Below are 26,100 nucleotides of genomic sequence, written 5' to 3' on the forward strand. Positions count from 1 at the left end.
CGCCTCAGAGCATCCGGTCCGCGTGCTGCTGCACGTAGGAACCGGGGGTCCGGCCGAAGTACCGGCGGAAGGCGAGGATGAATCCGTTGGTGCTGACGAAGCCGACCTGCGCGGCCACCAGACCCACCAACTGACCCTGCCCCAGCAGGTACAGGGCGTGGTTCAGCCGCAGCCGGGTGCGCCACTCGGAGAAGGCCATGCCGGTCTCCGCGCGGAACGCCCGGCGCAGGCTGGTGGAGCTGGTGTAGAGCTCGGCCGCCCACTGGGTGGCCGTCCGGCCGTCGCTCGGGTCGCGGGCGAGGCCCCGGGCCACCGCGAGGGCGGCCGGGCTGACCGGCTGCGGCAGCGGCAGGCTGTCGGGGTGCGCGGCGGACAGCGCGGCGAACGCCTTCGGGTCGTCCGGCTCGGCGGTGCTGCTGCGCATCCGGCCCAGCAGCAGGGCGCGTTGGGCGTCCGTGACGTTGACCGGGGTGGGTTCGGTGTAGGGCAGCTCGAACAGCCCGGCGTCGAAGGACTCCGACACCACCACCGCGTCCGGCGCGAAGCGGGCGCTGTGCACGACGCCGGCCGGCAGCCACAGGGCGACGGACGCGGTCAGTTCGTGGTCCCGGCCGAGCGCGGACACGGTGATCCGGCCGAGCGGCACGTAGAGGAACTGGTGGAAGTCGTGGACGTGCGGCGGGTGTCCGCCGACGGTGATGTAGTTCTCGTCCGCGAGGACCGGCGGCCCGGGTGGTACGGCGCGCTCGGGCGGCCGGCTCGCGGCCGGCGCGGGCCTGGGGCGCGGGCGCGGCGGGGTCGAGCGCCGCGCGGTGTCGATCGTCGTGTGCGGGGTCATCGTGCTCATGTAATCCCTCCCGTTCGTGGCAGGGCCCGAATCTGACCCCTGACTGCGATCGGTCTGCCTCCGGCATTGGACCGACTGCCACTGCGGTAAGGCTAACCTAAGTTCCGTCCAGTGGAACCCGGTGAGGAGCCTCCGTACCCCCATGAATCCCTCCGCCCCGCCGGTGGCGGCGTCGGCGCCACCCGTGGCACACACCCGTGCCGCCCGTGGTGCCCCGGTCGCGCTGCTCGCCTGCCTGATCCTGTCGGTGGTGGTCGTCGCCGGCATCGGCCTCGGCGCCCGCGACATCCCGCCGATGTCCGTCGTACGGATCCTGTTCGACCCCTTCGGCACCGGCTACGACCACGACGTGCTGTGGACCGAGCGGATCCCGCGCACCCTGCTCGGCCTGATCGTCGGCGCCGCCCTCGGCGCGTCCGGCCTGGTCATGCAGGCCCTGACGGTCAATCCGCTGTCGGACCCCGGGATCCTCGGGGTGCAGCAGGGGGCCGCGCTGTTCGTGGTGCTCGGCATCCTGGTCCTGGACGTCAACGACGCGAGCGGGTTCTTCTGGCTGGCCCTGGTCGGCTCGGCCCTCACCGCGGCCGTCGTGTACCTGATCGGCACCCGGACCCGGGCCGGCAGCAGTACCCTCGGCCTGGTCCTGGCCGGGGTGGCGGTGGCGGCGCTGCTCGCCTCCGTGGTGACCCTGCTGGTGGTCCGCGACGAGGTGGTCTTCTCCTCGCTGCGGTTCTGGTCGGTGGGGCAACTCGCCGGGCGCAGCGCGGTACTGGACGAGATCGCGCCGTTCGCGCTGGCCGGGCTGCTGCTCGTGCTGCCGCTGGGGCGCACCCTGAACGTGCTCGCCCTCGGCGAGGACACCGCCCGCGGGCTGGGCGTACGGGTCGAGCGGGCGCAGCTGGCGGGCGCCGCGGTCGCGGTGCTGCTGTGCGCGGCCGCCACTGCCGCCGTCGGGCCGGTGGCCTTCGTCGGGCTGGTCGCCGCCCATGTGGCGCGCATGCTCGTCGGCTCCGACCACCGCTGGTCGCTGCCGCTGTCCATGGCGTGCGGGGCGATCCTGCTGGTCGGCGCGGACACGGCGGGCCGGCTGATCCTGGACCACGGCGAGGTGCAGGTGTCGGTGATGACCGGCATCGTCGGAACGCCGTTCTTCGTGTGGCTGGCCCGCCGCCGCGACCTGGTGCGGATGTGAGGAACATGCCCGACAACCCCGTGACCACGGCGGGTTCCGCGCCGACGACTGCCCCGGCTCCGCCGGCCGAGGCCGTACGCACCGCACCCGCACCCCGCAAGGACCTCGCGCCCACGCCCGGCGGTCCGGCCGCCACCGCCGCGCTGCTGGGCGCCGCCCGGCGCGCGGCGAACCGGCGGCTCACCCTGGCCTGGGTACTGCTGCTCCTGCTGCTGCTCGGCCTGCTGGTGGCCTCCCTGCTGCTGGGCGGGCTGCGCAACTTCGGCCTCGGAGACGTGCTGCCGGCCGCCTTCGGGATGCGTACCGGGATCTCCGACTACGTGATCCACCGCATCCGGCTGCCCCGGGCCCTGGCGGCCCTGCTGGGCGGCGCCCTCTTCGGGCTGGCCGGCGCGCTCTACCAGCGGCTGGTGCGCAACCCGCTGGCCACCCCGGACATCGTCGGTGTCTCGGCCGGCGCCGGCGCGGGCGCGGTCACCGTACTGCTCCTGCTGCCGGCCGTCCCGCTCGGGGTGGAAGCGGCCGCCGTGGGCGGGGCGTTCGCCCTGGTCGGCGCGGTGATCGCGCTCAGCCGGCAGGGCGGCAAGGTGGACACCTACCGGCTGGTCATCATCGGTATCGGCCTGGCCGCGGTGTGCACCGCCTATACGAACTACCTGTTCACCATGGCCGGCAAGCAGGGCCTGAGCCAGGTGATGCGCTGGCTGATCGGCAGCGTCAGCGGCGCCACCTGGGACGGGGTGACCACCCTCGCGGTGGCCATGGCGGTGTGCGCGGTGTGCACGGTGCCCGTGCACCGGGCGCTCTCCGCGCTCTCCCTCGGGGACGAGCTGGCCGCCGGACTGGGCTCCCGCGTGGGCGGGGCCCGTACGGCCGCGCTGCTGCTCGGCGCGGCCGCGGCGGCGCTGGCGACCAGTGTCACCGGGCCCATCGCCTTCGTGTCCCTGGTCAGCGGTCCCATCGCGGCCCGGCTGGTCGGCGGGGACCGGGCGCTCGTCCTGTCCCCCGCGGTCGGCGCGGCGATCGTGCTCGGCGCCGATGTGATGGCCCAGCACGGTCCGCTGATCTCCCCGGTGCCCACCGGGGCCGTCACGGCGCTGGTCGGCGCCCCCTACTTCGTCCTGCTGATCCTGCGCCGCGGGCAAGGAGCCCCCTCATGAGCCACCCCGTCACCGATCTCCCCGCCCCGCCGGCCCTCGCGGCCCGCGCGGTGACCGCGGGCTACGACGGACGGACCGTCGTCGACGCGCTGTCGCTGGAGATCGAGCCCGGCCGGATCACCGCCCTGGTCGGCCCCAACGCCTGCGGCAAGTCCACCCTGCTCAAGTCGCTGGCCCGGCTGCTGCCGGTGGCCTCCGGCTCGGTGCTCCTGGACGGCCGGGACATCCACGCCCTCCCCACCCGGGAGGTGGCCCGCCGGCTCGGCATCCTGCCGCAGACCCCGATCGCCCCCGAGGGCATCACCGTCGGGGACCTGGTCCGCCGCGGCCGCCACCCGCACCAGCGGTTCGGGCAGCGCAGCAGCCCGGCCGAGGACCTGATCGTCGCCGAGGCACTGGAGGCCACCGGGACCGCCGAACTCATCGGCCGGCCCGTGGACCAGCTCTCCGGCGGCCAGCGGCAGCGGGTGTGGATCGCCCTGGCCCTGGCCCAGGAGACCCCCACCCTGCTGCTCGACGAACCCACGACCTACCTCGACATCGCGCACCAGATCGAGGTCATGGACCTGCTCGCCGACCTGAACGAGCAGACCGGCCGGACCATCGTCCTGGTCTCCCACGATCTCAACCAGGCCGCCCTGTACGCCTCGACGATCGTCGCCCTGCGCGACGGCCGGATCGCCGCGCAGGGCAGCCCGTCCGAGGTCCTCACCGAGCAGACCGTCGCCGAGGTGTTCGGCCTGGACTGCATCGTCGTCCCCCACCCCCGTACCGACCGGCCGCAGATCTTCCCTCTCGGCCGCCGGCACCGCTGATCCCGCATAGGAGAACCACCCTTGTCCACGTACACCAGAACCCGCACCTCCGCCGCCCGTCGCGTCCGGCGCGCCGCCACCGCCACGGCCGCCGCGCTGTCGCTGACCCTGCTCGCCGCCTGCGGCGGGGGCACGGAGGACAAGGGCTCGGACAAGCCGGCCGGGGCCTCCGCCGACGCCGGCGCCTTCAAGGCCGTCAGCCAGAAGAACGCCTGGGGCACCACCGAGGTGAAGAAGAAGCCCCTCAAGGTCGCCACCGTCTCCGACGGCGACACCTCCATCGCGCTCGCGCTCGGCATCGTCCCGGTGATCACCCCGGACGTGGAGGACGGCTCCCCCGTACCGCAGTTCAAGCAGCGGGCGATCGATGGCCTCAAGGCCGGCAAGCTCAAGACCTACGACGACACCGACGGCACCGCCTACGAGGCCATCGCCGCCGAGGCCCCCGACATCATCCTGGGCATGAACACCTGGGAGATGGACAAGGACTACGAGAAGCTGGCGCCGATCGCGCCCGTCGTCACCTACACCGACAAGCCGCAGGCCGACACCCTCACCTGGCAGGAACGCCTGCGCCGGGCCGCCCAGGCCCTGGGCCTGGAGTCCAAGGCCGAGGAGGTGATCGCGGCCAACGACAAGACCACCGCCGACGCGGCCGCCGCGCACCCCGAGTTCAAGGGCAAGAAGTACACCTACGCGGTCGTGCACCCCGAGCAGATCAGCTTCATGTCCTACGAGGCCCAGGACCCGGGCATCTTCGAGAAGCTCGGCTTCGTCAAGACCGACAAGGCGAAGAACTACGCGCCCGACAAGAACGGCGTGAGCATGGAGAACCTGGACCAGCTCGACGCCGACGTCCTCCTCGTCACCTACCCGTTCGGCGACCGCGGCGTGATCAGCCCGACCGAGCTGGAGGGCAACAAGCTGTTCCAGTCGCTGAACGCCGTCAAGGGCAAGCACTTCGCGGTGGTGCCCTCGGACAACAACCTCGCCTCCGCCATCGCCTACCCCGACGCGCTGAACGCGCCCTGGGCCACCGAGCAGCTGACCCCGCTGCTGGCGAAGGCCGTGGCCGGCAGCTGAGCCGTACGGTGGCCGCCCGGCCGGACCCGTGGGGGGTCCCGCCGGGCGGCGCCCGCGTACGCCGCCCCTTCCGCGCGCCCGAGGGCGCGCCCCATCCGTGTGCAATCCGAGGAGCCCCTGCATGTCCAGCCGCAACCCCCGTTCCGTCGTCACCTTTCCCATCGTGCTGCGGGAGCTGACGGTGCTGCGTGTCACCGACGTGACCCCGGGCATGCGGCGGCTCACCCTCGGCGGCCCGCAGCTCGGCGCGTTCCGCAAGGACGGCCTCGACCTGCCGGAGCTGAGCAGCGAGGGCTTCGACGACCACGTGAAGTTCTTCTTCGCCGAGGAGGGCGCGGACGCCCCCGTACTGCCGGGGCAGAACGTCTCCAGCCTCGACTGGCCGGCCGACGCCCGGCCGCTCACCAAGGACTACACGCCGGTGCGCTACGACCCGGCCGCCGGTGAGATCGACTTCGACTTCGTCAACCACGCCGGCGGTGTGGCCTCGTCCTGGGCGCAGAGTGCCGAGCCGGGCGATGTCACCTGGATCGCCGGCCCCAAGATGTCCCACCGCCACCCCGAGGGCGCCGACTGGCTGCTCGTCATCGGTGACGAGACCGCGCTGCCCGCGATCGGCCGCTGGCTGGCCGAGATGCCCGAGGGCACCCGCGCCCGGGTGTTCATCGAGGTCGGCGAGGAGAGCCACCGGCAGGAGCTGCCGACCCGGGCGGACGCCGAGATCACCTGGCTGGTGCGCGACGGCGCCCCGGCGGGCACCACCGACCTGCTGGAGTCCGCGGTCCGCGCGATGGAGTGGCTGCCGGGCACCGTGTTCGCGTGGGCGGCCGGCGAGAGCGTCACCCTCAAGGGCATCCGCCGCCACCTGGCCGTGGACCGCGCGGTGCCCCGCGAGCAGACCCACATCACCGGCTACTGGCGGCGCACCGAGGCGCCCGCCGCCAAGGCCCCGGCGGACACCGCGAACACCGCGGACACCGCCGCCGTGCTCGCGGCGGGCACCGCCGAGCCCGAGCCGGAGGAGACCGACCCGCACGACCGGCTGCACGAACTCACCGACCTGGCCCCGGGCCTGGCCATCCGCGCCGCCGTGACCGTCGGCCTGGTCGACCTGGTCTGGCAGGGCGCCCGCACGGCCGAGGAGCTGGCCGACCTCTCCGGCACCGACCGGCGGACCCTGGCCGCGCTGCTCGCCTACCTGGTGGAGCTGGAGGTGTTCTCGGCCGACGCCGACGGCTACCGGCTGACCCCGGTCGGCGAGGAACTCGTCGAGGACGACCACTCGTTGGAGGAGTACGATCTGCGGGGCGCCCACGCCGCGCTGGATCTCTCGCTGTCCGGCCTGCATGAGACCCTGCGCACCGGCCGCGCGGGCTACCGTACGGCCTCCGGCGCCCCGCTGGCCGTGGCCATGGCCGCGGACGAACGGCTCGGCGCGTCCGCGCGGGAGGCCGTGGAGGACGAGGCGCTGTGGATCGCCCCCGGCGTGCGCACCGGCTACGACTGGGCCGCGGCCGGATCGGTGACCCTGGCCGGCCCCGGCGCGGGCGCCGTCGCGGGCAGCCTGGCGGCGGCCTTCCCGGAGCTGCGGGTCGCGGTGGCCGGGCTGCCCTCGGCCCTGCGCACGGTCGCGGACCGGGTGCTGGAGACGGCCGTGCGCGACCGGGTACGGCTGCTGCCCACCAGCGGTCCGGTCCCCGCGGGCGACCGTACCGTCCTGCTGTGCCGGCTGCTGGAGCAGCTGCCGGACGAGGACGCGGTGCTCGCGCTGCGCGAGAACGCGGCGGCCGTCGGCGAGGGCGGGGCGCTGCTGCTGGTGGAGCAGGTCGAGGGGGCGGAGGGCATCGCGGTGGACACCGAGGCGGCCCTGCACCACCTGCGGCTGAAGGCGGCGTTCGGCTCGGGCGTGCGCACCGAGGGCGACTTCGAGCGGCTGGCCGCCCTGGCGGGGCTGCGGATCGGCGCGCGCCGCGACATCGGCTGGGACCACCGCATGTGGGAGCTGACGGCGGCCCGCTGACGGTACGCCCTCAGCCGCGTCCGGCGGAGTCCTCGCTGATGGTGAAGAGGGCTCCGGCGGTGTCGCGGAGGGTGACGCGGCGGTGGGTCGGGGAGGGCCGTACGGGGGTCACCGCGGCCCCGCCGCGCCGGACCGCCTCGTCCACCGCCGCGTCGAGATCGGCCACGGCGAAGTGGACGTGCCAGCGGGGCCGCACCTGCGGATCGGGGGCGTCCTCCACGGCGCCGGCGTCGATCCGGGCCACGGTCTGGTTGCCCCGGCGCACCACCACGTGGTCGTGCTCGTAGGCCACGTCGCAGCAGCCGGGCCGGTCGCAGGCCCAGTCCAGGACCTCCCCGTAGAAGACGGCGGCGGCGAAGGCGTCGCGGGTGCTGAGCTCCACCCACGCCGCCGTGTCCTCCCGGCCGGCGTTCCACGCCTGGACCACCTCGCCCTCCCAGAAGCCGAAGACCGCGCCGTACGGGTCGGCGGCCAGGGAGGCGCGGCCGGTGGGCAGGGCCAGCGGCCCGATCGCCATGGTGGCGCCGCGTTCGCGGATCCGGGCGGCGGTCACCTCGGCGTCGTCGACGGCGAAGTACGGGGTCCAGGCGGTCGGCACCCCGAGCTTGGGGGTGAGCGCCCCGACGGAGGCCACGGGCCGGCCCCCCAGCAGGGCCACCCGGAAGTTCTCGCCGATGCGGGTGGTGCGGAAGGTCCAGCCCAGCACCGCGGAGTAGAACTCCTGCGCCTGTGCCAGGTCGGGGGTCGCGAGATTGACCCAGCAGGGAGCGCCGAACACCTCTCGGCTGGTCGTGGTCATGTGCGCCGCCTCCGATCACCGGACCGGGGTCCGGTCCCTCCGCAGGGCGCGTGCCCCACCCGACCCACTCCTAACACAGCGGGAGGAAACGGGCCATTCCCGCCACGCGGGCGGGCGCGCGGGCGCGCGGGCGCCGCTCAGCGGGCCCCGGCCCCCGGATGCGGTACGGGCGCGTGGCCCGGGGCGGGCGCGTGGCCCGGGGCGGGCGGCAGGCGGTGGGCGGCCACCGTCTCCTCGGCGGCGACGAGCGCGCCGTGCGCGTTGCGCTGCCCCATCAGGACGCACAGCGTGTACGCCGCGTCCTCCAGGGCGGCCCGCAGCGACGGGTCGTCGGGCGCGGCCAGGGTACGGCGGCGCGCGGCCCGCAGCCGGTTCAGGTGCCGGCGCAGCGCGTACGGGTCCGGGCGCGGGCCCGCCGGGGCCGGAGCCGGGGCCGACGGCGGGGTCCGGGCGTGCCCGATCTCCGCCCGCAGGGCCTGCCCGCACACCGGGTCCACCTCCTCGTCGGGGTGGGCACAGCCGGCGATCACCGCCCGCGCCATGAGCCGCGGGGTGACCCCGGCCGCGCGGGCGGCGTTGCCGAGGACCCGGCGGGCGGTCTCGGCGGTGCACGGGACCAGGGCCATGACCATCCCGGTGGCGCGGGCCAGCTCGGCCCGGGCCCCGGCGTCCTCGGCGGCGCCGGGCATGCCGGGCGTGCCGGTCCCGCCGGGTGCGGGGCGGGGGCCTCGGGGTTCCTGGATCATCCGTCCGCTCCTCGGGTCCGGTCGGGGTGGTCCCGCTGTGTAGCACCCGCGTCCCGGGCGCCCGGCCCGTACACGCGGGTGTCCGGAAACAGTCCGCCCGATGGGGTGAGGCGGTGCGCGGGCCGTTGACCCCGGGACACACGCGCGCCCCGCGACGGCGCCCCGGCGTCGTCGCGGGGCGCGGCCCCGAGCGGTGGTGGATCTCAGGTGTGCAGGCGGCTGTTCGCCCCGTCGTGGCCGTCCGCGCTCTCGTCGTCGAACCAGTAGTCACCGGCCGCGAGGTAGCGGAAGGAGTGCGTGACCTTGGCGGGCAGCGCCACCGTCACCGCGCGCATGCCGTCGGGCCGGGGTGCGAGCACGTGGGTGCCCGGCTGCCAGCCGTTGAAGGTGCCCACGACGCTGACGGGGCCGGGCGGGTCGCCCTCGGGCAGCACGAAAGTGACATCGGTGGTGTTCTTCCGACGCTGTCGTTCCAGCATGAAGTGCTCCTTCTGCGTCCAGGACGGCCCCGCGTTTTCCGGAGGTCATCCTGACCGGCCCGCGCCGCCCCGGCCCGCGACCCGCCGGAGCGAGGGCCTCGTCACCCGTCCGGACGGGGCGTACCGTCACTTAACCTCACGGAACCGACAGAGCACCGGAAGGGAAAGAAGTCATGCCTTCTCGCCTCAACCCGTACCTCAACTTCGACGGGGACGCCCGGCAGGCCATGGAGTTCTACCAGGAGGTCTTCGGCGGCACCCTCGCCCTCAACACCTACGGCGACCTCGGCGGGCAGCCGGCCGGGGAGACGGCGGACCGGATCATGCACGGCATGCTCGAAACCTCCGCCGGCTTCACCCTCATGGGCGCGGACAACCCGCCCGGGACCCCGCACCGGCCGGGGAACGACGTCTCGGTGAGTCTCAGCGGCGACGACTCGGCGGAGCTGCGCGGCTACTGGGACCGGCTCTCCGCCGACGGCACGGTGATGGTGCCGCTGGAGAAGCAGATGTGGGGCGACGTGTTCGGCATGTGCGCGGACCGCTTCGGCGTCAGCTGGCTCGTCAACATCAGCGGCACGGAGGGCTGACGGATCCGGTCCGCCATCGTCCACGGTGGCGGACCGGACGCCCGCTCTTGGACACCGAGGCAGCTGCCTCCCGGCCCCCGCTCCAGGATGATCGACTCTCCGCCCCGCCCTCGATCCCGGGAGTCCAGCCCATGTCCGACATCACCGTGCGGCCCGTACACGCCGGGGACTTCGCGCAGTGGCGCGCCCTGTACCGCGGTTACGCCGACTTCTACCGGGTCGAGCAGACCGAGGAGGCGGCCGCCACCGTGTGGTCGTGGGTGAACGATCCCGGCCACGAGGTCGGCGCGCTCGTCGCGGAGGACGCGGAGGGCCGGCTGCTGGGCCTGGCGCACTACCGCCCCTTCGCCCGGCCGCTGTCCGCCACGGTCGGCTGCTTCCTGGACGACCTGTTCGTCGCCCCGGAGCACCGGGGCTCCGGAGCCGCGGACCGGCTGCTCGGGGCCCTGAGCGCGCTCGCGGCGGAGCGCGGCTGGAGCGTGGTCCGCTGGATCACCGCCGACGACAACCACCGGGCGCGGGCCAAGTACGACCAGGTGGCCACGCGCACCATGTGGGTCACGTACGACATGGCCCCCGCCGCGCGCGCCTGAGGCCGGTCCTTACCGGGCCCGTCCGTACCGGGCCCGCCGCCCGGGTCAGCCGCAGCGCAGAGCCGCGTACAGGTCCAGCTTGTGGTCCAGGCGGGACAGGTCGCGGCCCGTCAGGAGCTCCACCCGCTCGATGCGGTAGTGCACGGTGTTGACGTGCAGGTGCAGCGCCTCCGCCGTGCGCGCCCAGGAGCAGTTCTTGGCCAGGAAGACCTCCAGGGTCTCCCGCAGCATGCCGTCACCGAGCGCGCCGAGGATCCGGGCGGCGAACACCGAGCGGACCTCCGGCGGCACCCCGCCCATCAGCTCCCCGAGGGAGTCCAGCCGCTCCACCTCGCGCACCGGCGTCTCCTCGTCCGCCGCCGTCAGCGCGAACCGGGCCTGCTGCAGCGAGGCCCGCAGCCCCTCGGCTCCGGCCGCCGGCGCGCCGATGCCCAGCCGGAGCCCCGCCCCGGGCTCCGCGCACCGCAGCAGCAGCGGCCATGCGGAACGCAGCCCGTCCACCGCGCCGGCCCCGGCGGCGGGGTCCTCGTACAGCACGGCCACCACTCGGCCCACGGCGTACGCGGCGCCCTCCAGGTGGCGCAGGGCCTCGGCCAGGGCCTCGCCGGAGGTGGCGGCCAGGACCCGGTACGGGCCGCCCGCGGGCAGTCCGGCGGCGGCCAGCGCCTCGTCGAGCACGCCGGTGTCGGACGCCTCGGCCTCCAGGGCGTCGACGAGTTCCCGCCCGGCCCGAAGCCCGGCGGCGGACCGGCGGCCCTGCGCCTCGCGGCACCGGGCGAGCACATCCGCGATCTCGTGCAGCACGCGCGGAGGCACCGCGTCCGCGTCGGGCACGTACAGGCGCCAGGCGTCGTACGGGGAGCCCTCCGCCTCGATCCGCACCCGGACGCCGTCCCGCCCGGCGGAGTCCGCCGCCCGCGGGGCGGGCAGCACGGGGGCCGACGGGGTGCGGGCGACGGTGCGGCCGCTGGCGGTGAGCAGATAGCAGTCGACCCGTCCCAGGTGGGCGCAGGCCCGGTCGAGGAGTTCGGCGGGACCGGCGCCCTCCTCCACGAGGCGGCTCAGTTCGCCGCGCACGATCTCCGGCAGCGCGAAGAGCCGGGTGGGGCGGCGGCTGAGGTCCCCCCACTGGCGCAGGTACACGGCCTCGGTCACCGCGCGGAAGCTGGTCCGCGCGGGCACGGCCACCAGCGGCACCCGGTGGGCCCGGCAGGCGTCCACCAGCGCGTCGGGGACCCCGCCGTGGGTCTCCACACCGGCCAGCAGCGCGGTGGCTCCGGCGTCGGCGAGGGCGGAGACGAAGCGGTCCGCCTTGGCCGGGTCCCCGTCGGCCCACCACACGAGCCCGCTCAGGACGAGTTCTCCGGGGCCGAGGAAGCGGCCCGGCTCCTCCAGGTCCGTGGCGGTGACACCGACGACCTCTTGGCCGAGAAGGGTCTCTTCGCCCCAGAGCAGGCTGAGGCCGAGGCTGTCGAGCTGGAGCAGGTCGAGGACGTGCACGGCGGGGACTCCTTGCGATGAACTCCACCCACATTCGCGAGGTGAATACAGGCTTGGACATAGTAAATGCTAGGCGAAGCCGCCTCTTGGGCTCTTGGTCAATCCTCCAGACAGTGGCCTGCCGGAGTCGTCGGATTCCGTGTCCGGGACCAGTCGTCGCGCCCCCTCCGCCCTTGCTTCACTGGCGGAAACCCCTCGGTCAGGCCGGAAAGGCTGGTGGCGCGAATTGGATCTCAACACGGTGCTCGACGTGCGCGACGCGCGCCGCCGGGAGCCCTGGCGTCCGGGCGACGCCTGGCTCGGCGGGGGCACGTACCTCTTCTCCGAGCCGCAGCCGCACATCCGCCGCCTGGTCGACCTGTCCCGGATGGGCTGGCCGCCGCTGTCCTGGCAGCCCGACGGCTCCCTGGACATCGCCGCGACCTGCACGATCACCGAGCTGTCGCGGTTCGCCCGGACCCTGCCGGTGACCGCCGCCCCGCTGTTCGAGCAGTGCTGCCGGGCCTTCCTCGCCAGCTTCAAGATCTGGAACATGGCCACCGTCGGCGGGAACCTCTGCAACGGCCTGCCCGCCGGCCCGATGATCTCCCTCACGGCCGCCCTCGACGGCACCGTCCTCCTCCAGGGGCAGGACGGCGCCACCCGCCGGCTGCCCGTCGTGGACTTCATCCGCGGCGCCGGGGTGAAGGACCTGCACGACGGCGAGCTGCTGCGGTCCGTGCGGCTGCCGCCGAACGCGCTGGGCTTCCGTACCGCCTTCCGGCAGGCGTCGCTCTACGGGCTCGGGCGCTCCGGCGTGCTCGTCATCGGCGCCTGCGACCCGGCCGACGGCTCCCTCGCCGTCACCGTCAGCGCGGCCACCACCCGCCCCTTCCGCTTCTGGTTCGCGCTGCCGCCCACCGCCGCCGAGCTGCGTACGGCGGTCGACGGCGGGGTCCGGCCCGAGGAGTGGTTCGACGACATCCACGGACTGCCCGCGTGGCGGCGGCACATGGCCCTGCGCCTGGCCGAGGAGATCCGCCGCGAGCTGACCACGGAGGGACAGCGATGACGTACGAGATCGAGATCAACCGGCAGCGCTTCGAGGCCGAGCCGCGCGCCGGCCAGTGCCTGCGGACCTATCTGCGCGAGCGCGGCTGGTTCGGCGTGAAGAAGGGCTGCGACCAGGGCGACTGCGGCGCCTGCACGGTCCACGTGGACGGGCAGCCCGTGCACAGCTGCCTCTACCCGGCGGTGCGCGCGGAGGGCCGTTCCGTGACCACGGTGGAGGGGCTGGCCCGGCCCGGCGGGGAACTGCACCCGGCGCAGAAGCAGTTCCTGGACGCGCAGGGCTTCCAGTGCGGCTTCTGCACGGCCGGTTTCCTGATGACCACGGCCGCCCTCCAGGCGGAGGAGGGTACCGCCCACGACGACGGCAAGCTCCAGGACCTGCCCCGCGCCTTCAAGGGCAACATCTGCCGCTGTACGGGCTACCGGGCCATCGAGGACGCGGTGCGCGGGGTCCGGCACACCGAGCTCCCCGAGGCGGGGCAGGCGGTGGGCAGGTCCCTGGGCGCGCCCGCCGGACCGCTCGTGGTCACCGGTACCGCCCGCTACACCTTCGACGTGGAGGTGCCGGGGCTGCTGCACATGAAGCTGCTGCGCTCCCCGCACCCGCACGCCCGGATCGTCTCCATCGACACCACCGAGGCCCTCCAGGTCCCGGGCGTGCACGCCGTGTTCACCCACCACGACGCGCCCGCCCACCTGTACTCCTCGGCCCGGCACGAGCACCCCACCGAGGACCCGATGGACACCCGGGTCCTGGACGACGTGGTCCGCTTCGTGGGCCAGCGGGTGGCGGCCGTGGTGGCCGACAGCGAGCAGGCGGCCGAGGAGGGCTGCCGCCGCGTGGCCGTCACGTACGAGGAACTGCCGTACGTCATCGACCCGGAGGAGGCGATGCTGCCGGGGGCGCCCGTCCTGCACGACAAGGGCCCGGAGTCGGGGATCTTCCGCGCGGAGAACAACGTATGCGGCGAGGTCCACCACACGATCGGGGACATGGAGCGGGGGTACGCCGAGGCGGACGTGGTCCACGAGGAGACCTTCCAGACCCAGCGCGTGCAGCACGCCAGCCTGGAGACCCACGGCAGCGTCGCCTATTTCGAGCCCAAGGAGGACGGTGACGGGGAGCGGATCACCGTCCGCTCCTCCACCCAGGCGCCGTTCCTGACCCGGCGGGCGCTGTGCGCGCTCTACGACCTGAACGAGGACGAGGTCCGCGTGGTCGCGGGCCGGGTGGGCGGCGGCTTCGGCGGCAAGCAGGAGATGCTGACCGAGGACATCGTGGTGCTGGCCGCGCTGAGGCTGCGCCGGCCGGTGAAGCTGGAGTTCACCCGGGCCGAGCAGTTCTACGGGGCCACCACCCGCCACCCGTTCAAGATCACCATCAAGGTGGGCGCCAAGGCGGACGGCACCCTCACCGCGCTGCGCATCCGGGTCCTCGCCAACACCGGCGCCTACGGCAACCACGGCCCGGCGGTGATGTTCCACAGCGTCGGCGAGTCCTTCGCCGTGTACAAGGCGCCGAACAAGGAGGTGGAGGCGTACTCCGTCTACACCAACGGCGTCCCGGCGGGCGCCTTCCGCGGCTACGGCCTGGGCCAGGTCCTCTTCGCCCTCGAATCGGTGATGGACGAGCTCGCCCTCCGGCTGGGCATGGACCCCCTCGCGCTGCGCGAGCGGAACGTCATCGGCGCGGGCGACCACATGGTGACCCCGATCGGCCACGAACCGGACCTGTTCATCGCCTCGTACGGCATGAAGCAGTGCATGGACGTGGTGCGCAGGGCCATCGCCGAGGACACCAGCCACGAGGACGTGCCCGAGGGCTGGCTCACCGGCACCGGCACGGCCGTGGCGATGATCGCGACCGGTCCGCCGGGCGGGCACTTCGCCGACGCCAGGGTGAGCCTGCTGCGTGACGGTACGTACGACATCGCCGTCGGCACCGCCGAGTTCGGCAACGGCACCACCACCGTGCACAAGCAGATCACCGCCGGCGCCCTGAACACCACCGTCGACCGGATCACCGTCCGCCAGTCCGACACGGACGTCGTCCGGCACGACACCGGCGCCTTCGGCTCGGCGGGCACGGTGGTGGCGGGCAAGGCGGTGATGCTGGCGGCGGACTCGCTCGCGGAACGCCTCAAGACCTTCGCCGCCCGCCACACGGGCGTGCCCCGGCACCTGTGCAGACCCGGGCCGGAGTCCTTCGACTGCGCGGGCCGGACCGTCACCCTGAAAGAGCTGTACGAGGCCGCCCACGACAGGGGGAAGCTGGAGGAGATGTCGGCGGACGGCCACTGGACGGGCTCCCCGCGCTCGGTGGCCTTCAACGCCCAGTGGTTCCGCCTCGCCGTCGACCCGGACACGGGCGAGATGAGGATCCTGCGCAGTGTGCACGCGGCCGACGCGGGCAAGGTCATGAACCCGATGCAGTGCCGCGGCCAGGTGGAGGGCGGGGTGGCGCAGGCGCTGGGCGCGACGCTCTTCGAGACGGTACGGGTGGACGAGCGCGGGGAGGTCACCACGGCGGCCTTCCGCCGCTACCGGCTCCCGCAGTTCGCGGACGTCCCGCGGACCGAGGTGCACTTCATGGAGACCTCGGACGCGATCGGCCCGCTGGGCGCGAAGTCGATGAGCGAGAGCCCCTTCAACCCGGTGGCCCCCGCCTTCGCCAACGCCCTGCGGGACGCCACGGGGGTGCGCTTCACGCAGCTGCCGGTGACGCGGGATGTCGTATGGCAGAAGATGCAAGCCGAACGGGGGTAGACCTCACGGAATTGCCAGCCACATCGTGAGATGGGGACGGCAGATACGTTTCCGGGGCGGACCGGGCCGGGCATCGCATGCCCATGGCCGAATTCATGCTGCACGGGGACGTGGACCGCCCGGCGCGCCTCAGCGTCGCCGACCTGCGGGGATGGGAACAGCACCGGCTGGAGGTGGTGTTCGACTGCGCCACCGACGGAGCCCGGCACCACGTCTTCGAGGGCGCCCTGCTGCGCGACGTGGTCGCCGGCGCCGGGCCGGTCTTCGACGCGGCGCGCCGCAAGGACCGTTCGCGTTTCCTGCTCGCCGTGAGCGGCGGGGACGGCCACCGCACCGTCCTGGCCTGGGCCGAACTGGACGCGGACTTCGTCGGCAGCCCGGTGCTGCTGGCGACCCGCCTCGACGGGGAGGAGCTGGACGAGGCGGGTGCGCAGCTGGTGGTGCCCTCGGACCGGTGCGGGGCGCGCTATGTCAGCGCGGTCACGCAGGTGTGGTTCGGCGCGGTGGAGGCACCCGGGGGGTGAGCCGGGGTGCGCTCAGGCGGTGGCGAGGGAGATCTCGGTCGACTTGATCAGCGCCACCACGGAGGAGCCCGCGGACAGGCCCAGCGCCGCCACGGCGTCGGCGGTGACGGCCGCGGTCAGCCCGCCGCCGTCCACGTCCACGCGGACGGCGGCCATGGCCGGTCCGGCGGACACGTCGACGACGGTGCCGCTGATCTGGTTGCGGATGGAGATGTTCTCGACCGGGGCGGTGGCGAGAGCCACCTCGGTCGCCTTGACCAGCGCCTTGACGGCGGTGCCGGTGTCGAGGCCGAGGTCCTTGACGGCCTCGGCGGTGATGGCCGCGGTGATGTCCTGGCCGCCTTCCAGCCGGACCTTGACCGCCGCCATGGCCTCGCCGGTGGTGACGGAGGTGACGGTGCCTGCGATCTGGTTGCGGATGCTGAGACTCATGGAGCTTCGACCTCTTACGTGCTCTCGCGTGCGCTGACGGGCCCCCGCGGAGTGCGCCGCAGGGCCCGCGCGCGGCCCGGGGGGACCGCGCCCGACCGACACTAGGGATCTTTCCCCGGCCCCGCTCGCACCCCCTCGCAGGTGCCACCCCGAACCACCCGCCCGGCTCGCCCGTGCCGCGAAGCCCCCGGGGGGCGGGGGTGACGGCCTAGCCTCGGTCCCGTACGCCCCACTCGTCACCGGAGGCAGGCCCGATGCAAGCGGCACCGCAGAAGATCACCCCGTTCCTGATGTTCGAGGGCAGGGCGGAGGAGGCGCTGACCTTCTACACCTCCCTGTTCGCGGACTCCGAGGTCCTCGACATCACCCGCTACGGCCCCGAGGGCCCCGGCCCGGAGGGCACGGTGGTGCGCGCCACCTTCTCGCTCGCCGGGCAGCGCGTGATGTGCATCGACAGCCATGTCCAGCACGCCTTCGGCTTCACCCCGGCGGTGTCCCTGTTCGTCGAGTGCGAGGGGCCGGACGAGCTCGACCGGCTCTACGCGGCGCTCTCCGCGGACGGGCAGGAGCTGATGCCGCTCGGCTCGTACGGTTTCAGCGCCCGCTTCGGCTGGGTGAACGACCGGTTCGGGGTCTCCTGGCAGCTGAACCTCCACGAGGAGCCCGCCTGACGGCGCACGCTCAGGCCCCGCCGATCCGGACGGCGTACGCGGCGTCGCGCACCTCCGGCTCCGGGTGGCGGCGCAGACCGAGCACGGCCGTCCGGCAGCGCTCCGGCCATTGGTGCCGGCGGCCGAGCGCCGAAGTGAGCGCGACCGCGAACAGCCCCTCGGCGAGCCCGCCGCCGTTCAGTGCGGCGAGCACATCGAGCGTGCCGTCCGGCGAGCCCACGCGGGGGCCGCGGCAGTGCTGCTCGTACAGCACGCCGGCCAACTCCCCGGCGAGGACGGGTCGTTCCCGGACCGCCGCCACCAGCAGGCGCAGGGCCGCCGCCTGCTCCGCCGCGGGCGCGCCGAGGTCCACGGCCCTGGCGAGCAGCCCGGCGCGGAGCCGGGCCAGCTCCGGGGTCCCGTCGAGCAGGCGCGCGAGCGGCGCGTACAGTCCGGGCGCCCCGTAGAGCCCGTCGGCCAGCTGCTCCAGGCGTCTGCGGGCGGGCAGATCACCGCCCTCGTGCGGGGCGGCCCCCCCGCGCTCGCCCGCGGCGACCGCGGCCACGAGCCGGGTCACGACGCCGTGCAGCAGGCTGCCCGGTTCCGCACCGCCGAGGGGGTGGGGCAGGCCCGAGCCGAGGAGGTCGCGCAGCCGGTAGAAGGCGGTGCGCATGGCCTTCTCGGAGGAGGTCAGATCGGTGCAGCGCTCGCTGAGGACAGCGACGGCCCCGGGGGCATGGGCGGCCCATTCCGGGAGGGCGCCCAGCGCCTCGCCGGCCACCTCCTCGTCATCGACCTCCGCGAGCCGGGCGAGCAGCATCCCGTACCGGGCACGGTGGGCGGCGGCGAGGTCCGGCGGGGAGCGCCGGGCGAGGATGAGGCGGGCGGCCGGGGGGCCGTCGGTGACGGTGTCCTCCAGCAGCTCCCAGGCTCCGGGCGTGCCCAGCAGGCCGGTGGCCAGGCCCGTCACCACCACGCGTACGTCGACATGCGTGCGCGGGTCGCGGGCCACGGCGGTGAGCAGCGGTACGGCTCGCCGCGGGGGCAGGTGCCGGGCCGTGAGGCGGGCCGCCGTCTTGCGGACGGTGACCTTCACCCCGTGCTCGCGGGTCAGCACCTCCTCCAGTACGGGGGCCAGCAGGCCGGGCCTCGTACGGTTCGCCACGCGCCCGGCGGCGGCCCAGACGGTCCCGGCCCCGTCGGCCCCGGCCAGGGCCAGCAGGGTCGCTAGTGCGGCGGCGGGGTCGTCGGCGCGGCCGGACGCCTCCAGGGCGGCCCGTACGAGGACGGGGTGCGGGGCCACGGGCGCGTCCGCCGCATCCGGTGCTTCCGGTGCCTCAGGGGTTCTGGGCGGCGGCAGGTAGCGGGCGGCGAGGGCGGCTCCGTGGACGGGGACGGGGCCGACGGCGCGCAGCAGCGCGGCCCGCTCGTCAAGGGGCCGGTCCGCGTCGGCGACGGCCGCGCCGACCAGGCGTACGGCGGCCCGCTGCTGACGGGGCAGCCAGCGGGCGGCGTGGCGTAGACCGGGGAGTGCGCGGGAGGCGCCCGGGGCGGGGAAGCGGCCGGGTGGCACGGCTTCGCCGAGGGCGAGGTCCAGCAGGTCGGTGCGGTCGGTGGCGAGCACGGCGAGCACGGGCGCGGTGACGGCGGCCGAGGGATCCTGCTCCAGCAGCCGGGCCACGCGTGCGCCACGGGTGGCGGGATCGGCCAGCCAGGGCCCGGCCAGGCGGCCGAAGTCGGCGGCGGGGCAGAGGAGCAGGGCGTGCGCGAGGCGTTCCTGGAGCGCGGGCACGCGGTGGCCGCGGGCACCGAAGGCGTCGGCGGCGGCCAGCAGCGGGCCGAGGTCGTCGCGGGCGCGGGCGCGGTCCAGCCAGGGGCGGAGGGCGTCGAGGACCACGACGCCGAGGCCGTTTCGCGGCGGGCCGTCGAGCCGCCCGGGGCCGCCGAGGTCGGCGGTGCCGGTGTGCGCGGCGAGGGCTTCGAGGATCCGGGCGGCGGTGCCGCGGACCCCTGCGGAGGCTTCGGCGCGGGGCGGGGCCGGGGACCAGGTGTGGGCGAGCAGGCCGAGGGCCAGGTCACGGAGGGTGTCCCGGGTCCAGGCCGTGCAGTCGGCGGCGCGCAGCGCGTCGCCGCACAGCCCCTCCAGTGAGCCGTCCGGATCCTCGGCCACGGCGGCGGCCAGCAGATCCGGCTCCAGATTCCCGAGGGAGTCCAGGAACTCCCGCCGCACCGCGTCGCGGTCGCTGCGCAGCCGGCCCGCGGCCAGCGCGACGAGCTCGGCCAGGGCGGCGGGATCGGCGGCCGGCCCGGCGTTGTCCACGAGGAAGCACCAGATCGCCTCCCGGTCCTCGGCGTCGCTCCCGGGCAGCGCGGCCAGCAGCTCCGGCCGCGCCCGCTCGGGCGGCAGCAGCACCAGCGCCTGCCAGATCCGCCAGCGCATGTCGGCCCCACCCTCCGCCCGGCAGGCCGCGATCCGGGCCTCGGCCTCGGCGTACCGCTGCTCGACGGGCAGCAGCGGCAGCACGCCGTCCGGGAGCTCCCTCGTGCCGTACGGGAACAGGGCCGTGGCCTCCTCGGCCAGTGCGAGCCGCCGCCCGGGCGGGGTGGCGGCCAGCAGGCTCCGGAACGCCTCCCGGGGCAGCCACCGGGCGCCGAGCGCGGGCAGGGAGGGCGGTGCGGCAAGGGCGAGCCCGCGCAGGGCCCGGCGCCCGGGGGTCCGCTCCCAGCGCGCGGTGCCCCGTTCCTCCTGGCAGAGCCACCGCGCGACCCGCTCGGCGTCCACGGCAACGAGCAGATCCAGCCGCTCGGTGACGGGCCCGGGCAGGGTGCAGGGCCCCCAACGCTCGATCAGCCCCAGCACCCGCGCGGGATCGGCGGGCATCGCCGCGGCCAGCCCCAGCGCATGCCGCTTCCACCAGTCCTGCTCCCGCACGGGCAGCCGCCGAAGCTCCGCCTCGGCGTACTCGATCACGGCAAGGGGATGCCGCACCCCGAGCCGCCCCCACCCTTCGAACGGCACCGCGCCGGCCAGCTCGGGCAGCATCCGCCGCACGAACTCCGGCCCGCACCCCGCCAACACGGCGGCCGCGTCCCGCTCCCCGTAGGCCCGCCGCAGCCACGGCACCAGCCGCTCGGCGAGCGCGGCCCGCCCCCCGTCCCGCAACAACCGCGCCAGCCCGGCCCGCACCTCGGGCGCCGCATCCTCGAAGGCCGCCTCAACGGCCCGATCGGCCACCCCCAGCCGATGCGCCCCGCGCAGCGCATACCGCCGCACCACAGCATCAGCATCCGCGAGCCGCGCGGCGAGATACTCCCGTTCCCCACCCACAAACGCAGCCAGGGCCGCGAGCCGCCGCTCATAGACCCCAAGCCGGTCAAGCTCAACCAGCAACGGCCCCAGGGCCCCCCGCCCGGCCAGCCCCCGAGCATGCACGGCAACAACCCGAAGCCGCTCGGCATGGGGCAACGGATCCAGAGCAACAAGCAGCTTCTCAGCGGTATCGATCATCCCGCCCATTGTGTGCGGAGCCCCCTCCCCACCCCAACGGTTTTCCGGAGAGCGCCCCGCCGACTCTGCGATGCTGGAGGCCGATCGAGAGGGGCCGCAGCGATGCAGTGGAAGATCCATGGGGAACGTCCGGTCTACGAGAACGAGTGGGTGAACCTGTGGCTCACCGACATCGAGACACCGGACGGCAGCCGCTGGGAGCACCACGTCGTCAAGCTGCGCCACCTTGCCGTGGCCGCCGTCGTCAACGACCGCCGGGAAATCCTGATGATGTGGCGCCACCGCTTCATCACGGACGCGTGGGCCTGGGAGTTGCCCATGGGCCTGGTGGAGGCGGGCGAGACCCCCGGCGAGGCCGCCGCCCGTGAGGTCCTCGAAGAGACCGGCTGGTGTCCGGGCCCGATGAAGCCGCTGATCTACGCCGAACCGGCGAACGGCATCACCGACTCCCAGCACCACCTGTTCCGCGCGGACGGCGCCACGTACGAGGGACCACCGACCGAGAAGAACGAATCGGACCGGGTCGAGTGGATCCCGCTGGCGGACATCCGGGGCATGATCGACCGCCGCGAGATCGTCAGCAGTGGCTCCCTGGTCGGCCTCCTCTACGTCCTCATGGACGAGGGGGTGCGCTGACCCCGCAAGGGAAGCACCGCGCGCAGCCGGGCCGCGAAGGCCACCGCGGCCGGGACCTCGCGGGAGGGCGCAAGCTGCTCGTGGAACTCGCGAAGGTGCCAGATCACCCGCTCGGACGACACCGCTGCGGCGGGCGCCAGCGCCTCTGTCGCCGTGTGGCACGCCTGGTCGAGCTTGCCGCGCTGGAGCTGAGTACGGGCCAGCCAGACCGCGTGGAACGCCCTGCCCCGCTGGTTCGCGGGGTCTCCCCGCTCCAGCGCGGCCGCGATCAACGGTTCGGCGAGGGCCGCCTCACCGAGGCGGCCGTAGGCGATGCCCGTGTCCACGATGAGCTTCGGCTCGTCGAAGTACGCCACCCACGCCGGGTCCGGGTCGCCCTCGCGGATGCGCTCGAACCGGCGGTGGGCCTCGGAGATCGCCTCATGTGTCGCCTTCCGGTCCCCCAAGGCCGCGTGGGCGAAGGCTTCGCGCATGGCCAGCATCGCCCGTACTCTCGGCGTCGCCCCGCTGGCGGCACGAGCCTGGTCCTGGGCGGCGGACACCAGTGCAAGCGCGTCCGCAGGTCTGTCCTGATAGGTGGCTTGCAAACTCATGCAGGCCAGCACATTGGCCATGAACGGATGGTCGTCGATCTCCCTGGCCAGGCGCAGAGCCTCCGAGAAGTACGCGCGGGCCTGCTGGTACTGCCGGGCGTCGAAGTACGTCCAGCCTGTCAGCCGAGCCAGCTCCGCCGCGATGCCGTAGAGGCCGTTCTGCATCGGCGCCGGCCTCCCGCTGTTGAGCAGCCCTTCGACGTACCGCAGCTGACCGACGACGGCCGGTCGGAGGGTTTCCCCTCCGTGCTCGTCGTCGCGGCGCCAGTAGTCCTCGATCGAGGATTGGAGCGCCTGCAGGGTGGAAGGGCTCGGCCTGGTCCCGGCAGCCAGGGCGAGGACGCTGTCGACCTCCACCCCGGGGAGGGCCGCGAGCGGCTTGAGCCGGCCAGGTGGGTGCACCGACTCCGATGGCTCTCGCTCTACCGCGGCCCGCGCGAGCGGCGCTTCCCACTCCCGTCGGGCAAGCCCGAGCATGTGCCCCGGGATGCGCAACCCGTCTGCGATCCGCTCGATCACGTCCATGTGGAGCAGCTGTCGTCGGCCGGCGACGACCTCCCCCACCCGGCTCGGGGTCAGCTCGCACCGACGCGCGATCATGGACGGATAGATACCCGCGTGCGCCTTGAGCAGGCGAAACACCCTCGCGAAGTCCCGCTCGCGGCACGCGTCGATCATCTCGGGATCGGTGAGCAGACTGGCCGGTAGTTCCTTCGTGTGACGTGACTCGGGCATCGGGCACGCTCCGGAGGATGACCACGGATCGCTTCAAGGGCTCAACCGACGGTGATGTTACCCAAGTTGGGTAACCCGCTGGGCCTTTCTGGGCCGGCGTCCTGATCGCGATGCTCAGCGAACAGCCCTCATGAATCCCGAGTTCGCTCGATCCGTGGCTGACACCCCCGTCTCCTCACTGTCCCGAACAACCAGCCGGGCTGGTGAGGCGTGCCCCGCATCGGGGCCGGGGCCGGCGCTCGTCGGCCCTGGAAGTCCAGGAATCGGAGACACACATGGCAGCGCAGAACGAAGACCTGCTGATCGGCGTCGAGAGCCTGATCAGGGTGCAGGACCGCTTCACCGCCGAGGCGGCGGAGTCCGACCCCACCGGCACCTCCGCGGGCGACGACGGCGAGAACCGCGACGGTCTGAACCTCCCGCAGGAGTAGCGGCACCCGGCACCAGTACGGCACAGCACCACCCCGGGGGTTCGCCGTCCACGGCGGGCCCCCGGCCCTCACGCCCACGGCACAGACCGGAGGAACGTATGGACCACCCCTTCGTCACCGCGTTGGAGAAGGCCCTCGGCTGGGACGGACCCAGGGAACTCGGCGCCGCTTTCGCCCGCGGGACGATCGAGGATCTGGAACTGCTCGATCGCCTGCTCAACCCGCAGAAACTGCTGGATCTGGTGATGCGTCGCAGCCTCACCACCCCCCAGTTCCGTATCTTCCAGGACGGCACCGAGCTGCACCCCGGCCGCTACATCCACCCCGCCGTCACCCGGCGGGGGCAGGCCATCCCCGTGGCAAACATGCGCCGGGTCGGCGCGCTCATGCGCGAGGGCTGCACCATGGTCCTGGACGAGGTCGACTTCTTCGACCCGGCCATGGAGACCACCTGCCGCGCACTCCAGTGGTGGGCCCATGAGTTGGTGCAGGTGAACGCCTACCTGACCACCCAGGACGCCAGCGGTTTCAAGCTCCACTGGGACGACCACGACGTGGTGATCGTCCAGCTCGCCGGCCGCAAGAGCTGGGAAGTCCGCGGCGCCTCGCGCAAGGCTCCGATGTACCGCGACTCCGCGCCCAACTCCGAGCCCAGCGAAGAGATCACGTGGCGGGGAGTCATGGAGCCGGGCGACGTGATGCACATTCCCCGCGGCTTCTGGCACCAGGCCACCCGCGACGACCAGGGCGACGGCTACAGCCTGCACGCCACCTTCGGCATCGTGAAGCGCGTCGGCGTGAACTGGCTGGCCTGGCTCGCGGACCAGGCCCGTACGCAGTTGGTGTTCCGGTACGACCTGGACCGCTGGAACTCCCCCGGACAGTGGGAGGGACAGCAGCGACTCCTGACCGACGCCGTCGCCGAGTTGGCTACGAAGCTGACCCCGCAGGACTTCCTCGACGCACGGGAACGGGAACGCCTGGCCGCCCGGCATGTCCCGTCCACCGACCTGTTCGGCAAGCCCGAGGCCGTCGTGTGCGTCACCGACTTCGAGCCCGTGATCGAGCAGCACCACGACACCGTGGACGTGCTCGCCGCAGGCAAGAAGCTCACCTTCGCCGGCAAGGCGTTCCCCGCCCTCGCCCTGCTGCTGAGCGGCCACCCCGTCGACATCGCCCACGCCGCCGAGAAGACCGGCCTGGACGTGGAACAGCTGGCCGGGACCCTGCTGAGGGAGGAACTGTGCACGGAGCTGACCCCCGCCTTGTCCTCGGCCTTCACCGGTCTCGTCACCACCGTGGCCTCCTGACGGCCGCACTCGACCTCGGCGTCACCGCCCTGGACACCGCGGCTCCCTACCTCGGCTTCCGCTCGCACGCGGTACTGGCCGGGACGGCCGCGGATCTGCTCCCGGAGTTCACCCTCTCCACCAAGGTGGGCTTCTTCCCGAGCGCCGGAGGCGCAGAGCATTCCCTTGATCCGGTCCGGCTGCGCCGGGCTGTCGAGCGGGCGGCCCAGGAGCTCGGCAGGGAACCCGACACGGTCCTCCTCCACAACCCCGAACGGAGCCTCGCGAGCCTCTCCCCGGCCGATGGCCACGCCGCCCTCGGCAACGCCTGCACCGCCCTGGCAGACACCGCCCGGGACGGTCTGTGCGGCGCCTGGGGCGTGGCCTCCTGGGACACCCGGCCCCTCGGCCCGGTCCAGGTGACCGGCCTGCCGTCGCCGGACGTCCTGATGGTCCGCGCCGGGTTCCTCGTCGGTATCGACCTGCTCGACGTCACCACCGTCCTGCGCGCCGCCTGGCAGGCGGGCGAGGTCTGGGGCATGAGCCCCTTCGGGGGCGGCCACGCGAAGGTCTGGGAGGGCTTCGACCCCCGCCCGTTCCTCAGATCACCACGCGATGGCTGGTCCCGCGTGCAGGCGGCTTTCCGTACAGCCTTCCACCTGCCGCGCGCTGCCGCGGTGGCCGTCGGCACCGACGACCGCGCTCACCTGGCGCAGTTGGTCCATGCCCTGGGCGCGGAGGTGGACACCGCCGCCGTCAGCCAGTACGTCCGCGCCCTCCAAGGGCTCCGTCAGCGCTGAAGAGCGGCCACCAGGCGCTCGGCCTCCTTCCGGGCCGGCGCCAGCAGCGGATCCTCCTCGTACGCGTGGGGTCCGACGACCTTCGACAGGAAGTACAGGGACATCAGCCTGCCGTCCCGGCTCTCCACGTCCGCGCGCCGCTCCTGGCGGACGCGGTCCGCGAGCGCCGGGACGGCCAGCGCGTTGCCCCAGAGCGTCGCGGCGTCCAGGCCACGGGGCGCCATGCCCCAGTCCTCCCAGTCGATGATCGAGAACTCCGGTCCCATCACGTTCGCCCAGGTCAGATCCGCGTGAGCCGGCGCCCACCGCTCGATCCGCGTATCGGCCACCCCGGGGAACACCGCCCCGAGCGTCTGCGTCACCTGCTCCTGGGTGATCGTCACCGTGTCCGGCGTCGCGATCCGCGGCGTCCGCTGTGAGGCCAGCGCGTCCAGCGAAGCGTTCAGCGCCGCCCACCATGAGTCCGGCAGACCCGGGTCTTCGAGTACCAGGGCGCCCTTGCCGACGGACGGTGACGCCAGCAGTTCCAGCTCGTCCGCCCGCCACATCACCGGCTCGCCGGGCTCGCGCCAGGCCACGCCCTGGTACCACTCGGGCATCGCGACCCCTTGCAGCACGGCAGCGGCCTCGGTCCCGTTCCAGCCCTGCGGCCCGATCCGCTCGAACCCCCGCCGCTCGATGCGCACCCATGTGCCCCGGTCCGTAGGGCCGCCCAGGGAGCGGCGCTTGCGTACCAGCGTCTGCCGGTCCACTCGCAGGTGCAGGGCCTGCTCCACGCGCTCCAGTACGTCGTCGACCGGCTGACGACGCAGATCCACTGGGGCAGCGACAGGCGGGGAAACAGCCATCATGACCTCCTCGG

Annotated in this window: 24 protein-coding genes; 15 read left to right on the top strand and 9 right to left on the bottom strand. The window is 73.9% G+C overall.

All coding sequences use genetic code 11. The annotated features are described in order from the left end of the window. Nucleotides 1–4: 4 nt before the first annotated feature. Nucleotides 5–847: an AraC family transcriptional regulator gene (locus ABZ873_RS18730; RefSeq protein ID WP_360872787.1), complete on the bottom strand. Its 843-nt coding sequence runs from the start codon at nt 845–847 to the stop codon at nt 5–7. Nucleotides 848–1,031: 184 nt separating this feature from the next. On the opposite strand from ABZ873_RS18730, the gene ABZ873_RS18735 reads away from it, so the two are divergent. The 5 genes from ABZ873_RS18735 (at nt 1,032) to ABZ873_RS18755 (ending at nt 7,117) form a co-directional block, all read left to right on the top strand. Further along, complete coding sequence (locus ABZ873_RS18735; protein ID WP_360872790.1) at nt 1,032–2,039, top strand: iron ABC transporter permease; 1,008 nt, start codon at nt 1,032–1,034, stop codon at nt 2,037–2,039. A 5-nt stretch (nt 2,040–2,044) separates the two neighbouring features. Beyond that, a complete protein-coding gene (locus ABZ873_RS18740) occupies nt 2,045–3,199 on the top strand; it encodes an iron ABC transporter permease (protein WP_360872793.1) in 1,155 nt (384 codons plus the stop codon). Beyond that, nucleotides 3,196–4,014 (top strand): ABC transporter ATP-binding protein, encoded by an 819-nt coding sequence (locus ABZ873_RS18745; protein WP_360872796.1) that lies wholly within the window; start codon nt 3,196–3,198, stop codon nt 4,012–4,014. The genes ABZ873_RS18740 and ABZ873_RS18745 overlap by 4 nt, the downstream gene beginning before the upstream one ends. Before the next feature lie 21 nt (nt 4,015–4,035). After that, nucleotides 4,036–5,097: an ABC transporter substrate-binding protein gene (locus ABZ873_RS18750; RefSeq protein WP_360872799.1), complete on the top strand. Its 1,062-nt coding sequence runs from the start codon at nt 4,036–4,038 to the stop codon at nt 5,095–5,097. 121 nt (nt 5,098–5,218) lie between these two features. Continuing rightward, on the top strand, nt 5,219–7,117 hold the full coding sequence (locus tag ABZ873_RS18755) for a siderophore-interacting protein (RefSeq protein ID WP_360872802.1): 1,899 nt from the start codon (nt 5,219–5,221) through the stop codon (nt 7,115–7,117). Nucleotides 7,118–7,127: 10 nt separating this feature from the next. Here ABZ873_RS18755 and ABZ873_RS18760 read toward each other — a convergent pair whose 3' ends face one another. The 3 genes from ABZ873_RS18760 to ABZ873_RS18770 form a co-directional block, all read right to left on the bottom strand. After that, entirely contained in the window at nt 7,128–7,916 is a 789-nt protein-coding gene (locus ABZ873_RS18760) for a VOC family protein (RefSeq protein WP_360872805.1), read from the bottom strand. Nucleotides 7,917–8,053: 137 nt separating this feature from the next. Further along, entirely contained in the window at nt 8,054–8,662 is a 609-nt protein-coding gene (locus tag ABZ873_RS18765; protein ID WP_360872808.1) for a DUF5133 domain-containing protein, read from the bottom strand. Nucleotides 8,663–8,865: 203 nt separating this feature from the next. Then, on the bottom strand, nt 8,866–9,141 hold the full coding sequence (locus ABZ873_RS18770) for a hypothetical protein (protein ID WP_360872811.1): 276 nt from the start codon (nt 9,139–9,141) through the stop codon (nt 8,866–8,868). Nucleotides 9,142–9,314: 173 nt separating this feature from the next. On the opposite strand from ABZ873_RS18770, the gene ABZ873_RS18775 reads away from it, so the two are divergent. Together ABZ873_RS18775 and ABZ873_RS18780 are read left to right on the top strand one after the other, a co-directional pair. Beyond that, nucleotides 9,315–9,731 carry a VOC family protein gene (locus ABZ873_RS18775; RefSeq protein WP_360872813.1) on the top strand — a complete coding sequence of 139 codons (417 nt, stop codon included), beginning with the start codon at nt 9,315–9,317 and terminating at the stop codon, nt 9,729–9,731. A gap of 131 nt (nt 9,732–9,862) precedes the next feature. Next, entirely contained in the window at nt 9,863–10,324 is a 462-nt protein-coding gene (locus tag ABZ873_RS18780) for a GNAT family N-acetyltransferase (protein WP_360872816.1), read from the top strand. Between the two features lie 45 nt (nt 10,325–10,369). Here ABZ873_RS18780 and ABZ873_RS18785 read toward each other — a convergent pair whose 3' ends face one another. Further along, entirely contained in the window at nt 10,370–11,824 is a 1,455-nt protein-coding gene (locus ABZ873_RS18785; protein WP_360872819.1) for a PucR family transcriptional regulator ligand-binding domain-containing protein, read from the bottom strand. Between the two features lie 226 nt (nt 11,825–12,050). Between ABZ873_RS18785 and ABZ873_RS18790 the strand changes: the two genes are divergently transcribed. From ABZ873_RS18790 to ABZ873_RS18800, 3 genes are all read left to right on the top strand, one after another. Beyond that, nucleotides 12,051–12,875: an FAD binding domain-containing protein gene (locus ABZ873_RS18790; RefSeq protein ID WP_360872822.1), complete on the top strand. Its 825-nt coding sequence runs from the start codon at nt 12,051–12,053 to the stop codon at nt 12,873–12,875. Further along, entirely contained in the window at nt 12,872–15,640 is a 2,769-nt protein-coding gene (locus ABZ873_RS18795) for a molybdopterin-dependent oxidoreductase (protein ID WP_360872825.1), read from the top strand. The genes ABZ873_RS18790 and ABZ873_RS18795 overlap by 4 nt, the downstream gene beginning before the upstream one ends. A gap of 83 nt (nt 15,641–15,723) precedes the next feature. Beyond that, nucleotides 15,724–16,164 (top strand): molybdopterin-dependent oxidoreductase, encoded by a 441-nt coding sequence (locus tag ABZ873_RS18800; RefSeq protein WP_360872828.1) that lies wholly within the window; start codon nt 15,724–15,726, stop codon nt 16,162–16,164. 12 nt (nt 16,165–16,176) lie between these two features. On the opposite strand, the gene ABZ873_RS18805 is transcribed toward ABZ873_RS18800, so the two are convergent. Beyond that, nucleotides 16,177–16,596 (bottom strand): TOBE domain-containing protein, encoded by a 420-nt coding sequence (locus ABZ873_RS18805; RefSeq protein ID WP_360872831.1) that lies wholly within the window; start codon nt 16,594–16,596, stop codon nt 16,177–16,179. 254 nt (nt 16,597–16,850) lie between these two features. On the opposite strand from ABZ873_RS18805, the gene ABZ873_RS18810 reads away from it, so the two are divergent. Then, the gene (locus ABZ873_RS18810) at nt 16,851–17,267 is read left to right on the top strand and encodes a VOC family protein (protein ID WP_360872834.1); all 417 of its coding nucleotides are present in this window, start codon (nt 16,851–16,853) and stop codon (nt 17,265–17,267) included. A 10-nt stretch (nt 17,268–17,277) separates the two neighbouring features. On the opposite strand, the gene ABZ873_RS18815 is transcribed toward ABZ873_RS18810, so the two are convergent. Then, nucleotides 17,278–20,481, bottom strand: a complete 3,204-nt coding sequence (locus ABZ873_RS18815) for a hypothetical protein (protein WP_360872837.1) — start codon at nt 20,479–20,481, stop codon at nt 17,278–17,280. Nucleotides 20,482–20,856: 375 nt separating this feature from the next. On the opposite strand from ABZ873_RS18815, the gene ABZ873_RS18820 reads away from it, so the two are divergent. Further along, nucleotides 20,857–21,390, top strand: a complete 534-nt coding sequence (locus ABZ873_RS18820) for an NUDIX hydrolase (RefSeq protein ID WP_360872840.1) — start codon at nt 20,857–20,859, stop codon at nt 21,388–21,390. Here ABZ873_RS18820 and ABZ873_RS18825 read toward each other — a convergent pair. Next, a complete protein-coding gene (locus ABZ873_RS18825; protein WP_360872842.1) occupies nt 21,360–22,718 on the bottom strand; it encodes a helix-turn-helix transcriptional regulator in 1,359 nt (452 codons plus the stop codon). The two genes, ABZ873_RS18820 and ABZ873_RS18825, sit on opposite strands and share 31 nt — an antisense overlap. 275 nt (nt 22,719–22,993) lie before the next feature. Here ABZ873_RS18825 and ABZ873_RS18830 point away from each other — a divergent pair, with 275 nt between their 5' ends. From ABZ873_RS18830 to ABZ873_RS18840, 3 genes are all read left to right on the top strand, one after another. After that, the gene (locus ABZ873_RS18830; RefSeq protein WP_360872845.1) at nt 22,994–23,149 is read left to right on the top strand and encodes a hypothetical protein; all 156 of its coding nucleotides are present in this window, start codon (nt 22,994–22,996) and stop codon (nt 23,147–23,149) included. 98 nt (nt 23,150–23,247) lie between these two features. After that, nucleotides 23,248–24,459, top strand: coding sequence for a cupin domain-containing protein (locus ABZ873_RS18835; RefSeq protein ID WP_360872848.1), 1,212 nt, complete (start codon nt 23,248–23,250; stop codon nt 24,457–24,459). Next, nucleotides 24,393–25,238, top strand: a complete 846-nt coding sequence (locus ABZ873_RS18840) for an aldo/keto reductase (protein ID WP_360872851.1) — start codon at nt 24,393–24,395, stop codon at nt 25,236–25,238. The genes ABZ873_RS18835 and ABZ873_RS18840 overlap by 67 nt, the downstream gene beginning before the upstream one ends. On the opposite strand, the gene ABZ873_RS18845 is transcribed toward ABZ873_RS18840, so the two are convergent. Next, nucleotides 25,229–26,086, bottom strand: coding sequence for a hypothetical protein (locus tag ABZ873_RS18845; RefSeq protein WP_360872915.1), 858 nt, complete (start codon nt 26,084–26,086; stop codon nt 25,229–25,231). The genes ABZ873_RS18840 and ABZ873_RS18845 overlap by 10 nt on opposite strands. Between the last annotated feature and the right edge of the window lie 14 nt (nt 26,087–26,100).

The sequence above is a fragment of the Streptomyces sp. NPDC047014 genome (assembly GCF_040644195.1).
Classification (GTDB): domain Bacteria; phylum Actinomycetota; class Actinomycetes; order Streptomycetales; family Streptomycetaceae; genus Streptomyces.